Source organism: Wolbachia endosymbiont of Aedes aegypti (assembly GCF_021496215.1).
GTDB lineage: Bacteria > Pseudomonadota > Alphaproteobacteria > Rickettsiales > Anaplasmataceae > Wolbachia > Wolbachia pipientis.
In genome coordinates, this window is sequence record NZ_CP090902.1 from 189,996 (window position 1) to 211,076 (window position 21,081).

Here is a 21,081-nt window from a genome sequence, read left to right on the forward strand (position 1 = left end):
AAGACGTTTTTATCATGAGAATAAATTGTGCAGGAATGCAATAGTTAATAGTAGAATGTCTACGTTATTTGTTATAAAAGATTTCTATGTATTCAAATATGGCAGTTCTGGTTTGTTGAGCGAGAAGTATCAATAAGCAGCTCCCTTTTAAGTGAACTTTTCTGCAACAGAGTTATCGTAACAACAGCCCTTATGGCTCATGCTGGAAATGATGTTTTTTGTATTCAATAGAAATTGGTAATTTTGAGAGGTATACTGTGACCCTTGATCGCTATGTAACAGCAGATTTTTATCGGGTTTGCGTTTATCAACGGCCATCAATAAAGAATCTATAACTAATTATCATGTTACTCATTAACCACCATGCGTGAATATAGGTCAATTATTGCCGCCAACAACCTTCTTTAGTTTTTATGTAGGTAATCCCAAACTTTATTTGGCTGATCAGTAGTAAAATTTTGATCCAATGTGTTCGGAGCCACAACTCGGTTGCTTATTTGCTGTTTTTTATTTTTGAACCTTCGTCTAAACTTGGCTTTAATGCCATTTTCTTGCATAACACTTTGTACTGTTTTAATTTTTGCCTAAAGCTTTTAATTCAGCGTGAATTTTAGGGGCTCCATATCTGCATTTAGAAGCTTGATGTATTTTTTGAATATCTGCTAGAAGCCCTTCTTTTGCTAATTCTTTACTGCTTTTTTCCTTAGCAACCCATACCACCAGTATAAAACCCTACATAGTTCCTGTGTTTTATAGCAATTTCTATATAAAAGAATACTTTACTCTTTTTCTTTGCCCAGGGCTTTTTTTAAGATGTCTCTTTCTCTTATTAGCTCTTTTTTTAGATCAAATCTTTCTTTGTCATAAGGAGCCTTTGCCTGGAAATGCGTATGCTCCAGACATTTTTCCATCATATTTTCTTACTTAACATACTACCATCTATACCTAGATCTTTTGCTATTTTTGTACTTGCTTGACCTGTTTCTTTAACCAGCTTAACAGCTTCTAATTTGAATTCTGCTGTATATTCTCTTCTATTTGTCATATTTTGAAAAAACGTTTTATTTTACTCCAAAAACGTCTTAACTTTCTCTCTACTTTTTCTGGGTAAGGTCACTACTTGGATGACAGATAGTAGTGCGAAAGTCTCTTACAACTTACTTTTAATTAGTCTAACCCATGCGTGCCAATCCCTCTCACCAAGATTGCTTTCAAAAGATAGGAGATCCTTTACAGCTTTTGAGCAAATTTCTTCACTTGGAATTGATAACTCCTTATTCATTGCTAACGTTAAACATTGAGTTTTGCACGCTTGTTCTAAATGATACGAGTAAAACATTGCTTCTTGTATAGTCCGACCACACGTTATAGATCCATGATTACGCATTAACATGACAAAATTTTCTTTCAGATCAGCTATTAACCTCTTTCCTTCTGTATCGCTAAGTGCTAGGGAATTATAATTATGGTAAGAGATTTTATTGTAAAAGTGCAGTGCCCATTGACTTATAGGAAGCAGCCCATCTTTGAGAGAAGAAGCCGCTACAATAGAAGGTGTATGCAAGTGAAAAATTGCTTGGATATCTTTCCTTGCTTGATAAACAAAACCATGAATTATATAGCCAGTTCTATTATATTGATATTCTTTGCCTTCAATTACATCTCCATCAAATGATACTTTCATTAACGAACGTTCATCTACTTCATCAAAACGCATACCAAACGGATAAATATAAAACGACTTTTGATCTTCAGAACGCACTGAAAGGTGAGTATATGTATGATCATCGAACTTAAGGTAGGACAAAATCTGATAGGCATAGACTAGATCCCTTTTTACTCTGCTCTTTGTTAACAACACAATCCTCTGTTAGAATCTTCTGAAGGTTTATACGCGAAAAGAGACTTGTAGTAAACTAATAAGTCTATGCCACTCTGTCTTGCTTTCTGAATACCAAACACTTTTGTGTTGTAGCTTGCTTAAAAATAGTTATCGTTATTATAGAGTTTATATACAGAATTTATGTTTTTAAATTACATAATATCTTAACTACAAAAGTAATTTTCTATATAATATTTCATATGTTTTAAAGCTTCATTTTTATGTTATTATAAATGTAAGTTTCAAGATTGAAAATAATATGGTAAATATTAACACAAAAAAACAGCCAGCAGGATTTTTCATATATCCCTCTGGTCTTTCGGGAAGTGGTAAACTTTCCACAGCAATAGAATTATCTAATATGATAAACGCATTAATTGTAAATAGTAAGTTCTATAACAATGTTCAAGCTTGCTCTATATACGATGGTGTCTTTGAACGTGATCAAATACCTAAAGAAGTTCAAGATAGAATATATGGCATTATGCAAATTATGCTTCAGGTAATAGAAAATTATCCGATTCACTCAAAAAATTACATATTTATTGATGAGTTGATGGAAAATAATGACCAGAACATGAGGATGTATGATTCAATAGTAAGGCTTAGTAAAAAAATGAACACAGAAATCCTTCCTGTGGTACTTAGGTGTGATCTACCGACATTACAAAAGCGTATTGCATTAAAAAGGCAAAGAAAAAATAGGAAGGTGATTAATCTAAATAGCATTGTAGAGAAATTTAGGACTGACGATTTATTTATACCACCAAGTGCCATAGAGATAGAAAATTCAGATATGAGTATAAAAGAAGTAGCTCAAGAGATAGTAAACCAGATGCACAAGCTTAGTAACATTGCATGTACGCGAAAGAATAGTCTATAATGATTTCATATACTGAGGCTCATTTAAATATAGAGCTTCAACTTCATTTAATTTTTGCTTGTTCTCTAATCTATAACGGACTAATAGCCCTGCATGGCTAGCATTTAAATTGCAATCCATATGTGTACTGCTTGTAGCGTGACACTGGGATCCAGGTGCAGATAGTGGCAATAAATTGAAATCAAATAACTGCGTATAAAACCCTTGAGCATTTTTGACTATAGCTCTGATATTTTTTTTGTTATTCGTACAAAGCAAAGATATTGCGTAGGCTTGAACTTCCAGCGCACTAACTCCGTATAATGGCTTATTTGTAGCAAGATTTATACCTTGTGCAGCTGATATACCAACTCTAATTCCAGTGAAACTTCCTGGTCCAACTACTACCACTAAATGATCTATTTTATCATAATTATAGTTGTGCTTATCAAACAAAGTATTCAGAATTTGAAAAAATGATTCTGCATGATTGTTGCTGGCGGAATTGTGCTCTACAAAACAGTTACCATCATAATCAACTATTGCTATTGAACTACCAATACCTACAGTATCAATCGCTAAAATAGACATTACTTAAGCTTATCATAGAGTTTTGTAAACATTATAGCAAAGGCACCATTACCCATAACGTTTGCTGAAGTGATTATTGGATCAAACACTATATACAGTGCTGTGATTAATGAAAGCATTTCTGGAGAAAATTTGAGGTATTTCTCAAGAATAGGTAGCATTACCATAATTCCTCCTGCCGGAACTGCCACGATAGCAAACTTAAATAACAAAAAATAGAGAAGGAAAGTTACATAGTCTGTTGTGCACAATGAATAACCGGAGGCAATTATCATTGATAATATTATAATAAAAAAGCAATCACCTACTAAATGAAAGCTAGCAGTTATTGGCACAACAGACGATGCTATGTCAGGTTGCTTTACATTTTTTTTGCTTCCTTCAAGAGTAAGCGGCATAGTTGCATTACTAGACATTGTGCTCATTGCAGTAATAAATGCCGGTATCATATTGCCTATACTAGCTATCCAGCTTGTGATCTTGAATGAATTTGCTGCTCCATATAAGAGGAAAACATAAAGGTAGGTTGCAGATGCTATAATAATGAAAATTATTGAGTAATCCTTAAATATTATAGATAAAACTTGATCATGCTGCATTTTTAAAGCAAGCCCAAGTACAAATATTGGAATAATCGGCGTCAAAAACGTCTTCAAAATAAAGAGAGTTAAATCTAACATTTTGTTCGAAAGCTCTCTGCTTTTTTTGGGTAGCAGTGTGGACACTACTATGCTGGACACAAATCCACAAGCAAGGGCATAAAAATTAGAAAGCAATGCAGGCAGTCTAAACGACCATAAGGGAACAATTGTTTCTTCATACGTTATATCTTGTATTGAATAAGTGTTTTGTATGATAAAATGCCCAACAGAATAAGCTATTAAACTTGAAGCCAGATTCGATAAGAAGATCATTATAATAAGTAACAATATGAACTTTATAGCTGACTGCTTAAGATTGTTAACACTGCTAAAGATTAACGCAAAAATAATAAAAGGCATTATAAATAGCAAAACCTCTTTTATACTAAGGCTCGTTGAGTACAAGAAGGTTTTTACTTCCATTGGAACTAAATGACCAAAGAATGCAGCTGAAGTGATGACCGTGAGTAAGATTAATAGTTGTAGCACGTTCTTATATACCAATGTCCTATGGACATATATATGGTAAGTTAGTTGTTAAGTAAAGCAAAACTGTCTAAACTGCACAGCAAATGGTGTAATGAAAGTGGAATGACAAAAAAGAGTGAAATTAGCATTCACTTATTATTCGTGTCATTTTCAGTAAAAGCTTCTTCCCACGTGCCTTGAGTTGCTGCGCGGCTATACTCTGTTACTCTATTTTCAAAGAAATTCGTATGTTCAACGCCATTTAGTATTTCATCAAGCCACGGAATAGGATTATCATTGACATCATATATGGACTCAAGACCTAATTGCATTAACCGTCTGTTTGCTACGTAGCGTATGTAATTGCGCACTTCTTCTGCGGATAGTCCTTCAACATCTCCTAAATCAAAGGCAAGCTTTATGAATTCGTCCTCAAGTTCAACGATGGTGCGACATGCAGAATATAATTCCTCTTTAAACTCGTTGTCCCAAATTTCATTATTCTCTTTAATAAATGTATTAAATAACATGATAATTGAATTGGTGTGCAAAGTTTCATCACGGGCTGACCAGGCGATTATCTGCCCCATTCCTTTCATTTTTCCAAAACGTTGGAAATTGAGCAAAATTGCAAATGATGCAAATAACTGCAACCCTTCAGTGAATGCACCAAACACTGCTAGAGTTTTAGCTACATGTTTTTTATCGTGTTTTTTGCTTTCCTCGAATTCCAACATATATTCATATTTCTTTCTCATAGCATCATACTTTAAAAATGCTTGATACTCACTTTCTGGCATGCCAATTGTGTCTAAAAGATAAGAATAAGCTGCAATGTGTATGGTTTCCATATTGGAAAAGCTTGCAAGCATCATGCATATTTCTGTTGGCTTAAATATATTTGAATAATGCCTCATGTAGCAGTTATTTACTTCAATGTCTGCCTGAGTAAAAAATCTAAAGATCTGGGTTAGTAGATTTTTTTCTACACTTGAAAGTTTAGTTTTCCAATCCTTCACGTCATCAGCGAGCGGAACTTCTTCAGGTATCCAATGGATTCTTTGTTGCTGCAGCCACGCATCATACGCCCAAGGGTAATTAAAAGGTTTGTATATTGGATCTGCTTCTAACAATGACATAAGACACCTATTATTTTCTAAAGTAAATATTATATTAAGTGATATTGAGAATCAGTCAATTTAACTTTTTTGAAATTTGACGGCAGATAATTTATTAGTGTATTATAGCTTCAAGTAATTTATCAACAGAAATGCGAGTATTAATATCTTTTATTTTATTATTTACAGTGAGCTGCACTCACACTATTCACAATCACGGAGCTCCTGGCATTAGTGTTGAATTGTGGAGCAAGATAAAAGTAGGTGACGATAAAGAAAAAGTGGTTCACACTTTAGGATCACCAACATTAGTATCAAAGTTCGATGACAATGTTTGGTACTATGTCTCATATAAAATTAAACAAGCCAATTTTTTAGGAAAAAGGAAGTATAGTAGTAAGTCTCTGCAAATTTCATTCGACCAGGACGGTAAAGTTGAAGATACAAAAGAAACTGACATCTTAGAGAGATCTTTGGCTGTTTCTGATTGAAAGTTTGCTCAGATCTTCCTACGTCATACCGCGGTTCATTCCATAACTGTACGAACATTGCGATTTGGGCCTACCAGAAGGGTGTCATGAAAGTAGCTGACACTAGTTCCTTTATGACGGCAGTGCCCAGACTACTTGGATCCAGGAAACTTAATTGCAAGTAATGCATTGGGTTTGGTAAGTATGGGTTTTGCGTTATAGAATGAAGCACTTTTGGTGAATTTGTAAAGAAAACTGGATCCCAGTGGGCTTTGTTGCATCGCTAGCTATGATGGATTAAAGATAAAAAAGATAGGGAATATCAGTAGCTTATTATTCTGGTATTTATAACAAGAACGGTCAATGAATACCTAAATTTGAGTAAAAGAAATTTCACTACCATTTACCAATCCGGCTAAAATTCAAGAATTTCAATGCTTTAGCTATTTTCAATAGAATTAAATTTATTAATATAAATAACAAATTACTATTCTTAAATTTGATCAGATTGATTGCAAAAAAACAAGATTTTCAATAGGTTGCTTATAATCCTAACTATAGTTAGCCTTTCATAAGTAGCGATGCAACAAAGCCATCCCAGTGTCAAGCACTGGGATGACACCATTTGTTGTAAACTCACTTTTACTCTATGGTTATACTACCTTGCTGCTATTCTGAACGGATACAGTGGGCTTATTAAATTATAGAATTACTTTAGCTATAGAATAAAATCTAGTGTTACTTCACGCCAAATGTGGTGGTGCTGAGTAGGCAAGCCGGTCAATGGGCTACATTTATATACTGCACGCATTGCATTATCTGCTATCGACCTGAAAAGTGGATTATTTCGATAGGAATCACTGTCTGCTACATCCGCCATAATTATCTCGCCTTGACTGGATAACAATAAGTTAATTTTTATATTAAAATTTTCTTTGTAAGCTATGCTTTCAGGAATGCTCCAGCATTTTGTGAGCTTGTCTCTTATAGAGTTAATAATTTCTGTTACAACTAATTCATCCTTTTTGCTCTCAACGCTTTTTTCGTTTCCTATTTCATTTTTTGCCCCTCTAACATCCCTTCTTAGTTTTTTCTCTACACTTTTTTTTCTTTTTGGAATTGGAATGAATTCTTTACCCTCGTTAATAATGACTTCTTCTTGCATTTCGATAATTTGCCTCGGTTGTGCTACAACAGTGTGCTCAACTATTTCTTTTTTCCTTTGTGGTATAGGAACAGCTAACGTATCATTCGTTTGGGCTTTTGTTGAAGATAACGAAAAAAGCAAAAAACAACATAAAGACAAAAAAAGAATATAATTCGAATAGAAAAAACGCATATGTTAAGCAGCTTGTTTTACTGGTTTAAAGCTAAGAGGTTGTCCGGAAACTAGTAAATTCAAGCATATTCCCTCTTTAACATAACCCTACTCATAGCTAGGTATATGAAATTCTCAGTGGATGTTGTGAGTAAATCATACTCCTTCGATAGCCTTCTATTCCTATTAACCCAAGCAAAAGTCCTTTCTACAACCCATCTTCTTGGCTGTACTTTAAACCCTTGTTCTCTTGTTGGTAGTAGCTCAGGTGGCGTATCTTTGTGCACCCAAAATCTACATGGAGGCCTTTTAACAATTTCAATATCTATGTCATATTCTTCCTTTATGTGATTCTTTAAATTTCTTCCTTGGTATCCCATGTCAGCCCACATTTTTTTAACTTTAGTATATTTTGTTCTCATATTGTTTAATGCTATTTTAATACCATCTCTATCATTTTCGTTAGCAGCGCCTACGTAACAACCTAGTATAAAACCCTGAGTGTCTGTAATTATATGCCTTTTTCTACCCTTTACTTTTTTACTTCCATCATAGCCTTTGATCCCCCCTTTTCTGTAGTCTTTACAGATTGACTATCTACTATACAGGCACTCGGCTGCTCATTCCTTCCTATTTTTCTTCTACTATATTTTGTAATTTCATAATTCATTTTCTCAAAAATTCCCTGCTTCTTCCATTGCCTGAACTGCTCATACACAGTCTTCCATAGCGGAAAATCATTTGGTAAATACCGCCATTGACACCCTGTACGCAATACATAGAAAATTGCTTCTAATATTTCTCTTTTGCTATACTTTGGCGGCCTTCCTCCTTTCTTGTATGATACTCTGAAGTGTTTTTCTATTCTTGACCATTCCCTTTCGCTTAGATCTGTTGGATACTTTTTTCTCATCTTTACCCCGTACTAAAATTTCAGATATTATAGCCTTTTACTTGTTTCCGGACAACCTCTAATATTGCACGTAAAGTCAATATATTTTAGTTGATGGACGAGTTTGAAGTCAATAAGGAATCCCTTCAAAGCTGAAGGCAAGCGGAAGATTGTCTTCTCGACAGACAAAGGAATTGTATAATGGATTAAAAGGAACCGTATGACAAAAATTATAGCAAAAGAATATACAGAATTTTTAGAGCAATTGAAGGATCATATTGCAACAAACCGTTATAAAGCAGCACTTGCAGTAAATAGTAAGCTTATTTTGCTTTACCACCATATTGGTACAGAGATCCTAAAACGCCAAAAAGAACATACCTGGGGAGCTAAGGTAATTGATCAATTAAGTAAGGATTTGAGAAGTACATTTCCAGAAATGAAAGGCTTTAGCATGAGAAATCTGAAGTATATGCGTAAGTTTGCCGAAGAATATCCTGATGTTGAATTTGTGCAGGAGCCTCTTGCACAATTAACTTGGTATCACAATATCACTCTTTTGGAAAAAATAGAAAGTCATGAAATAAGATTATTTTATGTAAAAAAAGCTATTGAACATGGCTGGTCACGTAACATTATGGTGATGCAGATAGAACTTGGACTACATAAACGTCAAGGAAAAGCAATAACTAATTTTAAAGAAAAATTACCATCTCCACAATCCGATCTAGCACATTACACATTAAAAGATCCGTATATTTTTGATTTTTTAAGTATAGGTAAGGATGCTCATGAAAGAGAAGTAGAAAAAGGACTCGTAGGGCATATGGAAAAATTTCTGTTAGAACTCGGTGAAGGATTTGCATTTGTTGGTAGACAATTTCATTTAGATGTTGGTAATAAAGACTTTTATATTGATTTATTATTCTATCATTTAAAGTTACGTTGCTTCGTAGTGATTGAACTAAAAGATAAGGATCTTAAGCCGGAATATGCTGGTAAAATGAATTTTTATCTTTCTGCAGTTGATGATTTACTGAAGCACTCGACAGATCAACCTTCTATAGGGTTAATCTTATGTAAATCTAAAGACGATGTACTTGCTAAATATACACTCCGAGACATGAACAAGCCAATAGGGCTAGCAGAATATCGAATAACTGAAAATCTACCAGAGAACATAAAAACAGCTTTACCGACGATAGAAGAATTAGAAGCTGAATTATCCAAAATTTCAGACGAGGAAAAGTAATGTTACTAAAATCATTCAAACAATTATTTAGCAAACCAAAAGCTCAGTATGAAATGCATCAGGCTCAGGAAGAAGAGTGGCAGCCAATAACTTACTCTCTCATAGCCTTGAAACTTTGGAAGCAAACAGTAACGGAGTAAGTGATTTTTATGGATTACACGCTCTAGGTGCACTATCCTATATATCATACGGTCAATACACTCTAAATGAGATGGAAAGATGAAGGCATCATTATAGCTGCTAAAAAATACGGCGATAAAAACTTAATTCTTTCTCTGTTTACAAAAAATCATGGAAAGCGCAGGGGATTAACTAAGCTAACAAACAATAGCAATTATAAGTTTCAGATAAGTAATCTATTACATGCAGAATGGAGTGCTAAGTTACCTGAAAATCTAGGTTTTTTAAAGTGCGAATTAATCGAATCTCCATTCCATCATTTCTTTCAAGATAGGTTAAAAAGCATTACTATTGTTTCTTTCTCCTCTATTTTAGAAAAAGTGCTTCCAGAAAGTGAACCCTGTGCCATGCTGTATGACAATTTGCGATATTTCATCGATGTAATTAAACACAACAATCAGTCTTGGCAAAGCCATTATCTTAACTTAGAGCTTCTGCTTCTTACGCAATTGGGATTCAAGTTAGACTTATCCAAATGCGCTGTAACAGGTGTTAAGGAAAATTTACAATTTATTTCTCCAAAAACTGGTAGAGCAGTGTCAAAAAAAGTAGGAGATTATTATGCAGATAAACTCCTACCTTTTCCACAAATGTTACATGATGTATACAATAATAACCTACAAAACAGCTACTCATTCCAAGAATTTCAGTTAGGACTGAAAGTCACAGGATATTTTTTAAATAAGTATCTATTTTTGCAGTTAAACGTGAAATTTCCAGAGCTGAGAAACCTCATGTTGTCGCTTTAATCTTAGCAGTCCTACGTCATACCGCGATTCATTCGCGGTATCTCTTAGCATAGATCCAGCTAACAAGTAGCGGGATGACGAACTTATCGTCATGCCACCGCGAACCGTCATACCGTGATTTATTCACGGTATCTCTTAGCATAGATCCAGCTAACAAGCAGCGGGACGACGGTTGTCAGGGTGTCATCCCAGCGCCCCTATGATGTCATCCCAGTGCCCAGACACTGGGATCCAGAAAAGTTTGCTTGTGAACAAGCAAACTAGCATGGAAAGTGGTTACAACGTTTTCGATGAGATTATATGGAAAACTGGATTCCAGTGTCAAGCACTGGAATGACAAGGTATAAACCTTATCGTCATGCTGCCGCGAACCGTCATACCGCGATTCATTCGCGGTATCTCAGCATAGATTCCGCTAACTAGTAGCGGAATGACGGTTGTCGGCAAACTTAAGCCACTTTAGCTATAGCCAGTAACCACTCTATTTCTACCACTGTTTTTTGCTTTATATAAATATTTGTCGGCACGTACTATAAATTCTTTAATATTGTCAAGGTCAGATTCTTGCATTTCTGCAATTCCAATGCTCACAGTTACATCGTGGGTTGTATTTTTATCCGCAAGTATAAAAGGTTTTTTAGCAATAATTTTTCGTATTCTCTCCGCAATAGTATACGCATCTGATACATTGGTATCTGGCATTACAACAACAAACTCCTCACCACCAAACCTAGCTAGTAAATCTGTCACTCTGATATTTTCAGAAATTCTTTTCTGTATTTGCTTTAAAAGTTCATCTCCAGCACTATGCCCAAAACTGTCATTCACTATCTTAAAATAGTCTATATCAAGTATCATAAGAGACAACCTTCTATCCTTTTCCACAGAGTCCTTAACAATGTTTCTTAAGTGTGCATCAAAGTATCTTCTATTATAACAGTTAGTTAATGGGTCCTTTATAGACATTTCCGCATTATTAAATAAATTCATTCTCAAGGCATCTTGATATCTTTTGCGTTTTACTTGCGAATTAACCCTTGCTATTAGCTCACCCTCATCCAAAGGTACTGTTAAATAATCATTAGCACCTACATCAAGTGCTTTTACTAAATTGTTTTTATCATAATCCTCAGAAAGAATCAGAATTGGTGTATAACGTGTTTCCACCTTACTACGAAACTCAGAACACAAACGCAAGCCGTCAGTTTTTGAAAATTGCATATCAGAAATGATCAGGTCGTAACCATTCTCAATACCAACCTTCAATGCTTCCATTGGATCACTCAGTATTTTAATTGACCTAAAGCGTTGCTTTAATATATTATATATCTGCTCTGCTTGATGAACATCCTCATCTATAACAAGTACGTTAGCATCAAAAATCTGATTGGAATAATCCATAATACTGTTTCCTGCGACTCCACCAATCTCAGCGTTAGTTTCTCCTCTCAAACGCCATTCATCGATAATCATCTTTAAGCGTGTGAGAGACTTAATTCGTGAAGATAAAGCAGTTTCGTTTATTGGTTTAGTCAGAAAATCATCCGCGCCAGCATTAATACCTTGCACTCTATCATGAGTATCATGCAGCGCAGTTACCATAATTATTGGAATATGGGTTGTCAAGGGATCACTCTTTAGCTCCTTACAAACTTCAAAGCCATTCATCTTTGGCATCATGATATCAAGTAATATAATATCAGGCTGCTGCTTTGCTACTAAATCTATAGCTTCTTCACCATCATGAGCTACGATAACCGTATAGTACTCTGCTTTTAGTCGAGCTTCTAAAAGCTTGACATTAGATAGTACATCATCTACTACCAGAATCTTCGCTGTCATTATCTTTAGATGTATTATCTATATCGTAAGTAGGATAAAGCTTACCATTTTTACCAACTATGTAATTTACTTTCTCAGTATTACACTCTTTATATAAGTCTTCAATTCCGGCATCCTTCAATAACCTTCTGGCTTTTAACCTTACAATTGTAAAATACCTATATATAGTCTTAATAAAATCAATAAATACAGGTACCTTATTTTTATCAAGAACAATTATGCTCACTAAAGCTACAACTAAAATTTCTGAAAGACCTATATTGAACATTTTCCTATGAAGCAAGTAATTTAATCCTTCTGATTATAAATATTAATTTGCTTAAATCAAGTTTAGAAGCAACCATCTCATCTAAAAAACTATTATAACGTTCTATGTAGTCCTTATCATTACAAGCCCAGGTTTGAACCTTATCTTCAGGGTTATCAGTAGCTTTTATGACTTTAACAGCTAGCTTGTGATGGTAATTGCTTAAATCGTCCAATAAATCATTAACTAAGCTGCGATCCCAATAAGAAGAGCTGCTTTTCATCTTGATGGCAATTGTCCTAATCAGATCGAATCTTAACAGCGACTTTAACTCAAAGTATATTTTACCAGCATCAAGAATGGACAAAGATGTCTGTTCAGCAACAGATATAATATCCAGTGCATAAGTAAGAACGCACAGGTCAGCAATTTTTTTTGCTAGATCTTTATCTATATTAAGTTCCACTAAAGAAGTGTATCCATGATTATAGACCTTTAACAGGTGTTCATCTAAAACATCATGGCCTAAAGTTTCAATTGCATCTTTAAATTTTGTAACATCATCCAATTCTACAAAGCTAAGATTTTTTACTAACCAAAACGATACTCTGCCAATAAATTTCTGCACATTTCTCACTATTTGCAAGTATGAGTTAATATCAATTTTTCCATCCAATTCATCAATTTTCTGCCACAGGTTATTTAAATCATATAGGTGGTTAACAACGATATATATGTTAACTGCTTCGTGTACCTTAATTCCAGTATTCTCAACTAAATTATTAATAAATATACAGCCCATCCTATTTACAACATCATTTGCAATGCAAGTGGAGATAATTTCTCTACGAAGTTGGTGTTTTAATATGAAATCCTTAAACTCTGTTGACATCTTTTTAGGAAAATAACCTAGCAAGTAGTCATTAGATATAAGATCTTTTTCAGGCAGATCGGAATGTATAATTTTATTTTTTATTGCTGTTCTAGCATAAGATATTAGAATAGAAAGCTGAGGAGAACTGAAACCTTCTGCACCGGTTAACATCCTTGCTACCTCTTCGTCAGTTGGAAGAAATTCTACGCTTCGGTTTAACAGCCCAGATTTTTCTAAACTGAGCAGTAACCTGTGGTCCTGCTCCAATCTCTCTTTAGCTTGCAAACACTCAAGAAGTAATGCTTTTGTTTCAATTCTGTTGTGGTTCTCAAGCACCTTGGATGCAACTTCATCCACCATACTTGCCAGTATTTCATTCCTTTTTTCTAAAGAAATACCCCCTGCTTTCATAGCTGAAACAAATGCAATCTTAATGTTAACTTCAAGGTCCGAACATATCACTCCGGCTGAATTATCAACAAAATCTGCATTGATATATCCACCTCTTTCAGCATATTCTATTCTCCCAAGCTGTGTACAACCAAGATTTCCACCCTCTATAAACATAGAAGCTCTAATATCCTTACCGTTTACTCTTAATTCATCGTTTGCTTTGTCACCGACCATGCTATGACTTTCACTCTTTGCCTTAACAAACGTGCCGATTCCTCCGTTCCATATGAAGTCCACTTCTGCTTTGAGTAGATATCTAATCAAATCACTTGGAGATAACGTATCTTCCGTTATGTCAAAGCATTTTTTCATTTCTTGAGAAAGATTTACTTGCTTGCTGCTACGCTCAAATACCCTGCCACCCTGAGAGATCAAATCTTTGTTATAATCCATCCAGGTTGAAAATGGTAACTTAAAGAGACGTTTACGTTCTGTGAAACTCTTTTCTGCATCAGGATTTGGATCAATAAAAATATGCATATGGTTAAATGCGCCGATTAAATGTATATTTTTTGAAAGCAGCATACCGTTTCCAAATAGATCGCCAGCCATATCCCCAATTCCAATAACAGTTGCATTCTGGTAAATATCCTTATTCATTTTCCAAAAATGCCTCTGTGCTGCAATCCATGCACCTCTTGCTGTAATACCCATTTTCTTATGGTCGTAACCTACTGATCCACCAGATGCAAATGCATCGCCAAGCCAAAAGTTATATTCAGAGGCTATCTGGTTGGCATAATCAGAAAATGAAGCAGTTCCTTTATCAGCAGCAACCACGAGATATGGATCATCTTCATCATACCTAATCACATTCCCTGGTGGAATTATTTTACCATCAACCACGTTATCAGTAATATCAAGCATTCCTCTGATAAAACTCTTATAGCACTCAACACTTTTCTCTCTTAAAATATTCTTATCTTTATAAGCTTGCTTTATTACAAACCCACCCTTTGCACCAACAGGGACAATAACCGCATTTTTTGTCATCTGAGCTTTCATGAGCCCCAAAACTTCAGTGCGAAAATCTTCCGTCCTATCCGACCACCTTAAGCCACCACGGGCTAATTTCCCTCCTCTTAGATGTATTCCCTCAAAAAGGTTTGAATAAATATACAATTCACGATACGGACGAGGATCAGGTAAACCATTTATTTTACTTGAGTCAAATTTTGTAGATAAATATGGTTTATCGTCTTGATAATAACTGGTCCTTAAAATAGCCATTATCAAGTTAAATATCGAGCGCAAAACGCAATCATGTGAAACATTGCTGATCTCTTTTAGAAGTTCCTCAATTTTTTCTCTGACAATGTCCGTAGTTTCTGCTCTATCAATGTCTATGTTAGGATCAAATCTTGCATGAAATAGTTGTATCAAATACTTTACTATTTTTGGATGCTCTGAGACTACCTTTTGGATATATTCTGGATTGTAGTTAAATGACGTCTGCTTTAGGTAAGCACTTAACGCTCTAACCAGAAGCACTTCTTTCCACTTGAGCCCAGCAATAATGATCAAACTATTGAAATAGTCATTTTTAATTTCCTTGCTAAACACTTTCGCAAGTGTTATTTCAAATTGCTCTTTTAGAGTAATGTTGTCTATTAATTCATCGACTCTTGACAACACAAAATGGTGTATCCATATTCCACCGTTAATTTCTATGTAATAGCCATTATGAGATAGAATTTTAGCTCCCAAATTCTTAGTGATCCTTAATATCTTCGATAATTCAAGGCCTCCATTGTTTGGAGTATAAACCTTTAATTGATAATTAAGATTATCACGAGTAAGTCTTAAATCGACCTCGCTAACTCCTTTCTTCCTCACTATCTCCAATTTTTTCATATCGTAATATGCGTCATGAGGTTCGAAACTCTCTTGATAGCTTATTGGAAATGCCTTGCAATAACGGATGAATATATCCTCAACAGTGCTAAAAGTATTGTATAAATTGTCTATAAAACGATCTTCCCACTTTTCTGTAATGTTTCTTAATTTGTTTTCGATACGCAAAACTTCATCATCAAGAACGCTAGCATTTTTGGTCTTTAGCACTACATGCAATTTCATCAAATCATATTCATTGATAATGTGATTGTTATAAATATCTGAACTTCCTGCACTTGTCTCATCCTTCAATATGTCACGTATCTTGAACATTAGCCTAGCGCTAGCATAATGCATCGGTATCAGCACTATGCAACTAATAAAATCCCCGACTCTTCTTAAAAATAATCTGACCCTTGGCCTAATCGCAAGAGACATGATCGAAATGCAAATTTTAAATAATTCGTCTTCATTTGATTGGAATAATTCATCACAAGAGAACACTTGCAAAATAGAAATCAAAGCTTTGTTATTGTGGCCCCCGGTTACAAACCCTGCATTTTTTTCTATAACTTTAACTTTATCTCTTATTATTGGAATAGTTCTAATATCTTGGACCTCCGCTACAGAAGTAAATAGCCCGAAAAAACGCCGTTCCTTTACCACATTACCCTGGTCATCAAATTCTTTTACTCCTATACAATTCATGTATGTATGCCGATGGACTATTGAGATTAGATCTGATCTCAATATGTATAGGGAATCAAGGTTTGCAGAAGGAATCAACGTACTTTGACCTACTCTCATCAGGCCAAGGTCCTTTTTGCTGTCACAGACGAGTTTTTCATCTTTACCAGCAATATATTCTTGATAACCTAGAAATACGAAGTTATTATTCTTTAACCAAACTAGAAAATCTTTTTGCTCTTGATTTCGGTCTGGTGTCATTCCAGTGCGTGACACTGGAATCCACGTGTCCTTTTCCTGGATCCCAGCTGGGATGACAGAAAGACTTGCCTCATCAAGTTTCTTGAGCATTAAGTGCCAATCTTTCACAACGCAATTAACCGCTTTCAGCGTTTTCTGTAGAGATTCTTTTAATGTATCAACAAAGCTGTCACTTATACCTTTGATAATTACATATATGACTGACTCTTTGACTCCATTGCTTTCTTCCAAAGAGTAAATCTCGTCTATTAGGCCATCTTTTCTTTTAATGTTAATTATGCTGTTGCTGTAATAGCATATGGTTAAATCGTGCGACTTAATAGTTGCAATAACGGAGTCAACCAAAAATGGCATATCATCGTTTGTTATCTTAATCGTGGTAAAATCGCCTTCTATTCCTGGTATATCATCTATATTGCTTACTACTAACTTACTTTCATCTTTCTCTTTTTGAGAAACAAAATTGTAAGCATCGTTTACAATATATAGCAAAAACTTATCATTGGCTTTTAGGTCGCTTTTATAAACAAAACTATAAAAATACTTAATAAATTTTTTAATTTTTTCTTTATCTTGCTGATTTTCTTGATCAGCTAACTTAAATAAAGACTCAGTGTCAACATTATGATCTATACACATTTTTTTTAACAAAAATACACAGTGAACTTAAACCTTTTTAACTAAGATTTCATTATCAAGAGCGTACACTATTAGCTCATCATTTTCTACTACTTCCCCTGATAAAACTAATTTAGCTAAATTATTTTGAATACACTCTTGTATAACCCTTTTTAAGGGCCTTGCTCCATATTCAGGGTCATAGCCAGTTTGTGCTATTAGTTCTTTAGCTTCCTGCAACAAACTTATACTCAGTTTACGCTTAGCAAGTGTTTTTTGTAAATAAGAAAATTGAACATCTATAATTTTATAGATGTCATCTCTGGTTAAACTGTGGAATATAATAATTTCATCCAGCCTGTTTAAAAATTCTGGACGAAATGCTGATTTAACTATTTGCATCACTTCATTTCTTACAGAATCAACATTCCCTTTTAGCATTATCTCAGCGCCAAGATTAGAAGTTAAAATCAGTATGGTGTTGCGAAAATCAATTAATTTACCATGACTATCAGTGAGTCTACCCTCATCCAAGATTTGCAGCAATAGATTAAATATATCTGGATTTGCTTTCTCGATTTCATCAAACAGAATAACCTGATATGGCCTTCTTCTTACCGCTTCAGTTAATCTGCCACCTTGTTCATAGCCAACATACCCTGGAGGCGCGCCAATTAACTTTGAAACAGAATGTTTTTCCATATATTCTGACATATCAAAACGCAAAAGCGCTGATTGATCGTCAAACAGAAATTCAGCTAAGGCTTTCGCAAGTTCGGTTTTACCAACTCCAGTTGGACCTAAAAATAAAAATGAACCAAAAGGCTTATTGGTATCTTGCACCCCAGAGCGGGAGCGCCTAACTGCATTACTTATCGCTTCTATTGCATCTTTCTGCCCTATTACTCTTCTTCCTATTTCATTCTCCATGTTAAGGAGTTTTTCCTTTTCACTATGCATCATATTATCAACTGGAATTCCCGTCCACTTTGAAACAATGTTTGCAATATCATCTCCAGTCACTTCTTTCTTTAAGAAACTATCAGTAACCTTTTCCTGATTTTTTAATTCATTCTCAAGCTGAGGGATCACACCATACATCAGCTCTCCTGCCCTTCCCAAATTCCCACTACGCTGAACTAATTCCAACTCTTTTCTAGCGTTATCTAATTTTTCGGCTGTTTCTTGTATTCTAGCTATTTTATTCTTTTCCATCTGCCATTTGCTGTTCAAGTCAGCAAATTTACTGTTTAGATTTTCGATCTCTTCATTTATCTTTTTTAAACGCTGTTTAGAATTTTCATCACTTTCTTTTTTTAGAGCCTCTGCTTCAATCTTTAGCTGTATAACCTTTCTCTCAAGTTCATCAATAACTTCAGGCTTGCTATCCATTTCAATTCTCACCCTACTTGCTGCTTCATCAATCAAATCAATTGCTTTATCAGGTAAAAACCTATCTGTTATATATCTATTGGATAACGTTGCAGCAGCAATTATTGCACCGTCTGTAATTCTTATACCATGATGCACCTCATATCTTTCCTTCAAACCCCTGAGTATTGAAATGGTATCAGTTTCAGTTGGTTGAGAGATAAACACAGGCTGAAAACGCCTTGCAAGTGCAGGATCTTTTTCTATATGCTGACGATATTCATCTAAAGTTGTGGCTCCTATACAGCGAACTTCTCCACGCGCAAGAGCAGGCTTCAGCAGATTCGAGGCATCCATTGCACCACTTGTTGCTCCTGCTCCAACTAAAGTATGAAGCTCATCTATAAACAAGATAACTTTTCCCTCCGCTCTCGAAAGCTCATTAATAACTGCTTTTAACCTTTCTTCAAATTCTCCTCTAAACTTAGTGCCAGCAATTAGTGCTCCAAGATCCAAAGCTAAGACCTTTGCATCATGCAAACCAAGTGGTACATCGTTTGCAACAATTCTATTTGCAAGCCCCTCAACTATTGCAGTTTTTCCAACACCAGGTTCACCGATCAGCACTGGATTATTTTTTGTCCGCCTCAGTGATACCTGCATAGTTCTTCTGATCTCTTCATCACGACCAATTACAGGATCAAGCTTTCCTTGCATAGCAAGCTCTGTAACATCTTTTGTATATTTCTTTGCCGCATTTAATTTTTCCTCACTGTTTGGCGAGTCCGCACTGCTGCCCTTTCTCATTTCTGCAACAACTGAGTTCAGTTTTTGTGGAGTCACACCATTCTCTGCCAGAATTTTGCCTACAGTATCATCTTTTTGTGCAGTGAGGCCCTGCAGTAAACGCTCGACAGCAACAAATGAATCTTTATTTCTCTTTGCAATACCAATTGAATCTTCAAAAACTTTTGCTATTTCTCTTGAAAGTTGAAGGCCACCACTTCCTGGACCTTCAATTACTGGCAACTTTTTTATTGCACTATCCACAGCATCGGAAATACTCTGCACATTTCCACCACAAGCGTTTATCAAATCCTGAACTAAACCTGATTCATCTTCAAGCATCACTTTTAGTAAATGCTCAGGCATAAAAATCTGATGCCCAGCTCCCAACGCTTTCATTTGAGCACTTTGAATTAGACTTTTTGCTTTTTCGGTAAATTTATTTAAGTCCATAACACCAGTTAAATTCGTATTTGCTGATGTATATAACAACTGATTTCATAAATTTAAACCTAAAGTTGTTTATTGTTAGGTATGAAATTTAAAACTTTCTTAAAAAAGGAACTATCATAGTAACCATACAAATATCTTGTATCTCAAGACCTTTGGTTTTTGTTGCTGAAAATGGTTGTATTATTTAAGTTATTAACAATATACAATACTAAGTTAATGTAATTTATTTGGAGATGACAGGAAAATTTATTGTAACTTTATATTTTAAATAGAATAAAGTTCTTTTGTTAGTATTGTCCTTTTTGTAAAAAATATTCCTAATTTCTTCATCATTTCTGTGGGTAAGGTCATCTGCTTCTCTACCTCAAGTGGTTAACAAAGTTTCTTGTCACGAGGGACCAAATGGAAATCTGCTCGTTTTCACGCGAATTAATGTTACAAATTCTATACATTTCGTTACAAAATGGCATTCGCTTTCTCCATTATCCTTTACCTGCATTTTCATCAGCGTTCCTTGCGGTTTGCTTGCCATATAGGCGGAAATACAGGCTTACCCTGTTCCTTCTGTCATACAACAGTGGGTTAGGTGACTTCTCTATACCGGTGATTTGCGTACATCCAGAAATGAAAAATGTCACATTACCTTTTGGTCGGAGCTTATCAGCATCTTTAGCTCTTTAATCGTTACGATACTTATGAAGCTTCACTTACGTTCACCATACCACTAAGCCTAGCTCTCCAACCACATGATGCTTGTAGTTTATGCTCCTTTCACGATTGAGCATCTTCTTTTTCAAGAGGAGGTTCATTGTCCGCATCGCTTGGCACCAACCGGTTACCCGATTCGCACTGATGCATAGACTCAGATGGCAAAACATCTGGTTTAATAAGTTTTAGAACTCTTTTAGTTTCTTTCTGAAGGAATTCCTCTCCTTTTAAACAATATGACCGAAGACTTTCAGGTCGCACCATTTCAATAATTAGCTGGGTTCCAGCAGAATCAGTACAGAAAACATCAACAATACTTTGTTTTTTAGAGGCAATCTCAGCATCCATGATAGTGCTGAGAAATTCTATTTCTTCTATTTCATCTTTGCCAGCGAAGCCCAATATATCATTGAGAAAGTGAATGAGAATATCTTTATTTTTCTCAGTGCCAAATATTCTCTTGAACGCGAAATTGTTTTTTGGATCGAGAAATTTCGAAAAGGCCATAATTAAATACAATTA

General features: G+C 35.0%; 19 protein-coding genes and 2 pseudogenes. 6 read left to right on the forward strand and 15 right to left on the reverse strand.

The features are described 5' to 3' along the window. Positions 1-64: 64 nt before the first annotated feature. Together L0Z58_RS06975 and L0Z58_RS01010 are read right to left on the reverse strand one after the other, a co-directional pair. Positions 65-1,045, reverse strand: a pseudogene (locus tag L0Z58_RS06975) (IS3 family transposase). A 105-nt stretch (positions 1,046-1,150) separates the two neighbouring features. Beyond that, positions 1,151-1,861 carry a class II aldolase/adducin family protein gene (locus L0Z58_RS01010; protein ID WP_010962435.1) on the reverse strand — a complete coding sequence of 237 codons (711 nt, stop codon included), beginning with the start codon at positions 1,859-1,861 and terminating at the stop codon, positions 1,151-1,153. A gap of 280 nt (positions 1,862-2,141) precedes the next feature. Here L0Z58_RS01010 and L0Z58_RS01015 point away from each other — a divergent pair, with 280 nt between their 5' ends. Further along, positions 2,142-2,765: a DEAD/DEAH box helicase family protein gene (locus L0Z58_RS01015; protein ID WP_010962436.1), complete on the forward strand. Its 624-nt coding sequence runs from the start codon at positions 2,142-2,144 to the stop codon at positions 2,763-2,765. Here L0Z58_RS01015 and tsaB read toward each other — a convergent pair. From tsaB to L0Z58_RS01030, 3 genes are all read right to left on the reverse strand, one after another. After that, positions 2,760-3,335, reverse strand: coding sequence for a tRNA (adenosine(37)-N6)-threonylcarbamoyltransferase complex dimerization subunit type 1 TsaB (gene tsaB / locus L0Z58_RS01020; RefSeq protein ID WP_010962437.1), 576 nt, complete (start codon positions 3,333-3,335; stop codon positions 2,760-2,762). The genes L0Z58_RS01015 and tsaB overlap by 6 nt on opposite strands. Beyond that, positions 3,335-4,465, reverse strand: a complete 1,131-nt coding sequence (locus L0Z58_RS01025; RefSeq protein WP_006280118.1) for a cation:dicarboxylate symporter family transporter — start codon at positions 4,463-4,465, stop codon at positions 3,335-3,337. Before L0Z58_RS01025 ends, tsaB begins: the two co-directional genes overlap by 1 nt. A gap of 128 nt (positions 4,466-4,593) precedes the next feature. After that, positions 4,594-5,583, reverse strand: coding sequence for a ribonucleotide-diphosphate reductase subunit beta (locus L0Z58_RS01030; protein ID WP_006280119.1), 990 nt, complete (start codon positions 5,581-5,583; stop codon positions 4,594-4,596). A gap of 131 nt (positions 5,584-5,714) precedes the next feature. On the opposite strand from L0Z58_RS01030, the gene L0Z58_RS01035 reads away from it, so the two are divergent. Next, the gene (locus tag L0Z58_RS01035; protein WP_006279908.1) at positions 5,715-6,053 is read left to right on the forward strand and encodes an outer membrane protein assembly factor BamE; all 339 of its coding nucleotides are present in this window, start codon (positions 5,715-5,717) and stop codon (positions 6,051-6,053) included. Positions 6,054-6,184: 131 nt separating this feature from the next. On the opposite strand, the gene L0Z58_RS06585 is transcribed toward L0Z58_RS01035, so the two are convergent. The 4 genes from L0Z58_RS06585 to L0Z58_RS01050 form a co-directional block, all read right to left on the reverse strand. Then, positions 6,185-6,313 (reverse strand): hypothetical protein, encoded by a 129-nt coding sequence (locus L0Z58_RS06585; protein ID WP_255325705.1) that lies wholly within the window; start codon positions 6,311-6,313, stop codon positions 6,185-6,187. A 212-nt stretch (positions 6,314-6,525) separates the two neighbouring features. Beyond that, on the reverse strand, positions 6,526-6,672 hold the full coding sequence (locus L0Z58_RS01040; RefSeq protein WP_155975170.1) for a hypothetical protein: 147 nt from the start codon (positions 6,670-6,672) through the stop codon (positions 6,526-6,528). A gap of 78 nt (positions 6,673-6,750) precedes the next feature. Further along, positions 6,751-7,371 carry a hypothetical protein gene (locus tag L0Z58_RS01045; RefSeq protein ID WP_022626225.1) on the reverse strand — a complete coding sequence of 207 codons (621 nt, stop codon included), beginning with the start codon at positions 7,369-7,371 and terminating at the stop codon, positions 6,751-6,753. A 59-nt stretch (positions 7,372-7,430) separates the two neighbouring features. Continuing rightward, positions 7,431-8,263 (reverse strand): IS5-like element ISWpi1 family transposase gene (locus tag L0Z58_RS01050; RefSeq protein WP_099606204.1). Its coding sequence is split into 2 segments (ribosomal slippage): positions 7,431-7,894 and positions 7,894-8,263, totalling 834 coding nucleotides; the frame shifts between segments, so codons are not numbered across the junction. A 199-nt stretch (positions 8,264-8,462) separates the two neighbouring features. Here L0Z58_RS01050 and L0Z58_RS01055 point away from each other — a divergent pair. The 4 genes from L0Z58_RS01055 (at position 8,463) to L0Z58_RS01070 (ending at position 10,760) form a co-directional block, all read left to right on the forward strand. After that, entirely contained in the window at positions 8,463-9,494 is a 1,032-nt protein-coding gene (locus tag L0Z58_RS01055) for a PDDEXK nuclease domain-containing protein (RefSeq protein ID WP_010962438.1), read from the forward strand. A 76-nt stretch (positions 9,495-9,570) separates the two neighbouring features. Next, the gene (locus tag L0Z58_RS01060; RefSeq protein ID WP_007548499.1) at positions 9,571-9,717 is read left to right on the forward strand and encodes a hypothetical protein; all 147 of its coding nucleotides are present in this window, start codon (positions 9,571-9,573) and stop codon (positions 9,715-9,717) included. Next, complete coding sequence (recO, locus tag L0Z58_RS01065; protein WP_010962439.1) at positions 9,701-10,423, forward strand: DNA repair protein RecO; 723 nt, start codon at positions 9,701-9,703, stop codon at positions 10,421-10,423. The genes L0Z58_RS01060 and recO overlap by 17 nt, the downstream gene beginning before the upstream one ends. Positions 10,424-10,595: 172 nt before the next feature. Then, positions 10,596-10,760, forward strand: a complete 165-nt coding sequence (locus L0Z58_RS01070; protein WP_010962440.1) for a hypothetical protein — start codon at positions 10,596-10,598, stop codon at positions 10,758-10,760. Positions 10,761-10,882: 122 nt separating this feature from the next. Here the strand turns inward: L0Z58_RS01070 and L0Z58_RS01075 are convergent, their stop codons facing one another. The 6 genes and pseudogenes from L0Z58_RS01075 to L0Z58_RS06730 all read right to left on the reverse strand — a co-directional run. Further along, positions 10,883-12,265: a PleD family two-component system response regulator gene (locus tag L0Z58_RS01075; RefSeq protein WP_010962441.1), complete on the reverse strand. Its 1,383-nt coding sequence runs from the start codon at positions 12,263-12,265 to the stop codon at positions 10,883-10,885. After that, on the reverse strand, positions 12,237-12,533 hold the full coding sequence (tatB, locus tag L0Z58_RS01080) for a Sec-independent protein translocase subunit TatB (RefSeq protein ID WP_010082258.1): 297 nt from the start codon (positions 12,531-12,533) through the stop codon (positions 12,237-12,239). Before tatB ends, L0Z58_RS01075 begins: the two co-directional genes overlap by 29 nt. Positions 12,534-12,537: 4 nt before the next feature. Further along, a complete protein-coding gene (locus L0Z58_RS01085) occupies positions 12,538-17,262 on the reverse strand; it encodes an NAD-glutamate dehydrogenase (RefSeq protein WP_010962443.1) in 4,725 nt (1,574 codons plus the stop codon). A 27-nt stretch (positions 17,263-17,289) separates the two neighbouring features. Continuing rightward, the gene (gene clpB / locus L0Z58_RS01090) at positions 17,290-19,851 is read right to left on the reverse strand and encodes an ATP-dependent chaperone ClpB (protein ID WP_010962444.1); all 2,562 of its coding nucleotides are present in this window, start codon (positions 19,849-19,851) and stop codon (positions 17,290-17,292) included. Positions 19,852-20,239: 388 nt separating this feature from the next. After that, complete coding sequence (locus L0Z58_RS01095; protein ID WP_173862872.1) at positions 20,240-20,383, reverse strand: hypothetical protein; 144 nt, start codon at positions 20,381-20,383, stop codon at positions 20,240-20,242. A 437-nt stretch (positions 20,384-20,820) separates the two neighbouring features. After that, a pseudogene (locus tag L0Z58_RS06730) lies at positions 20,821-21,066 on the reverse strand (PD-(D/E)XK nuclease family transposase); the annotation flags it as partial. Between the last annotated feature and the right edge of the window lie 15 nt (positions 21,067-21,081).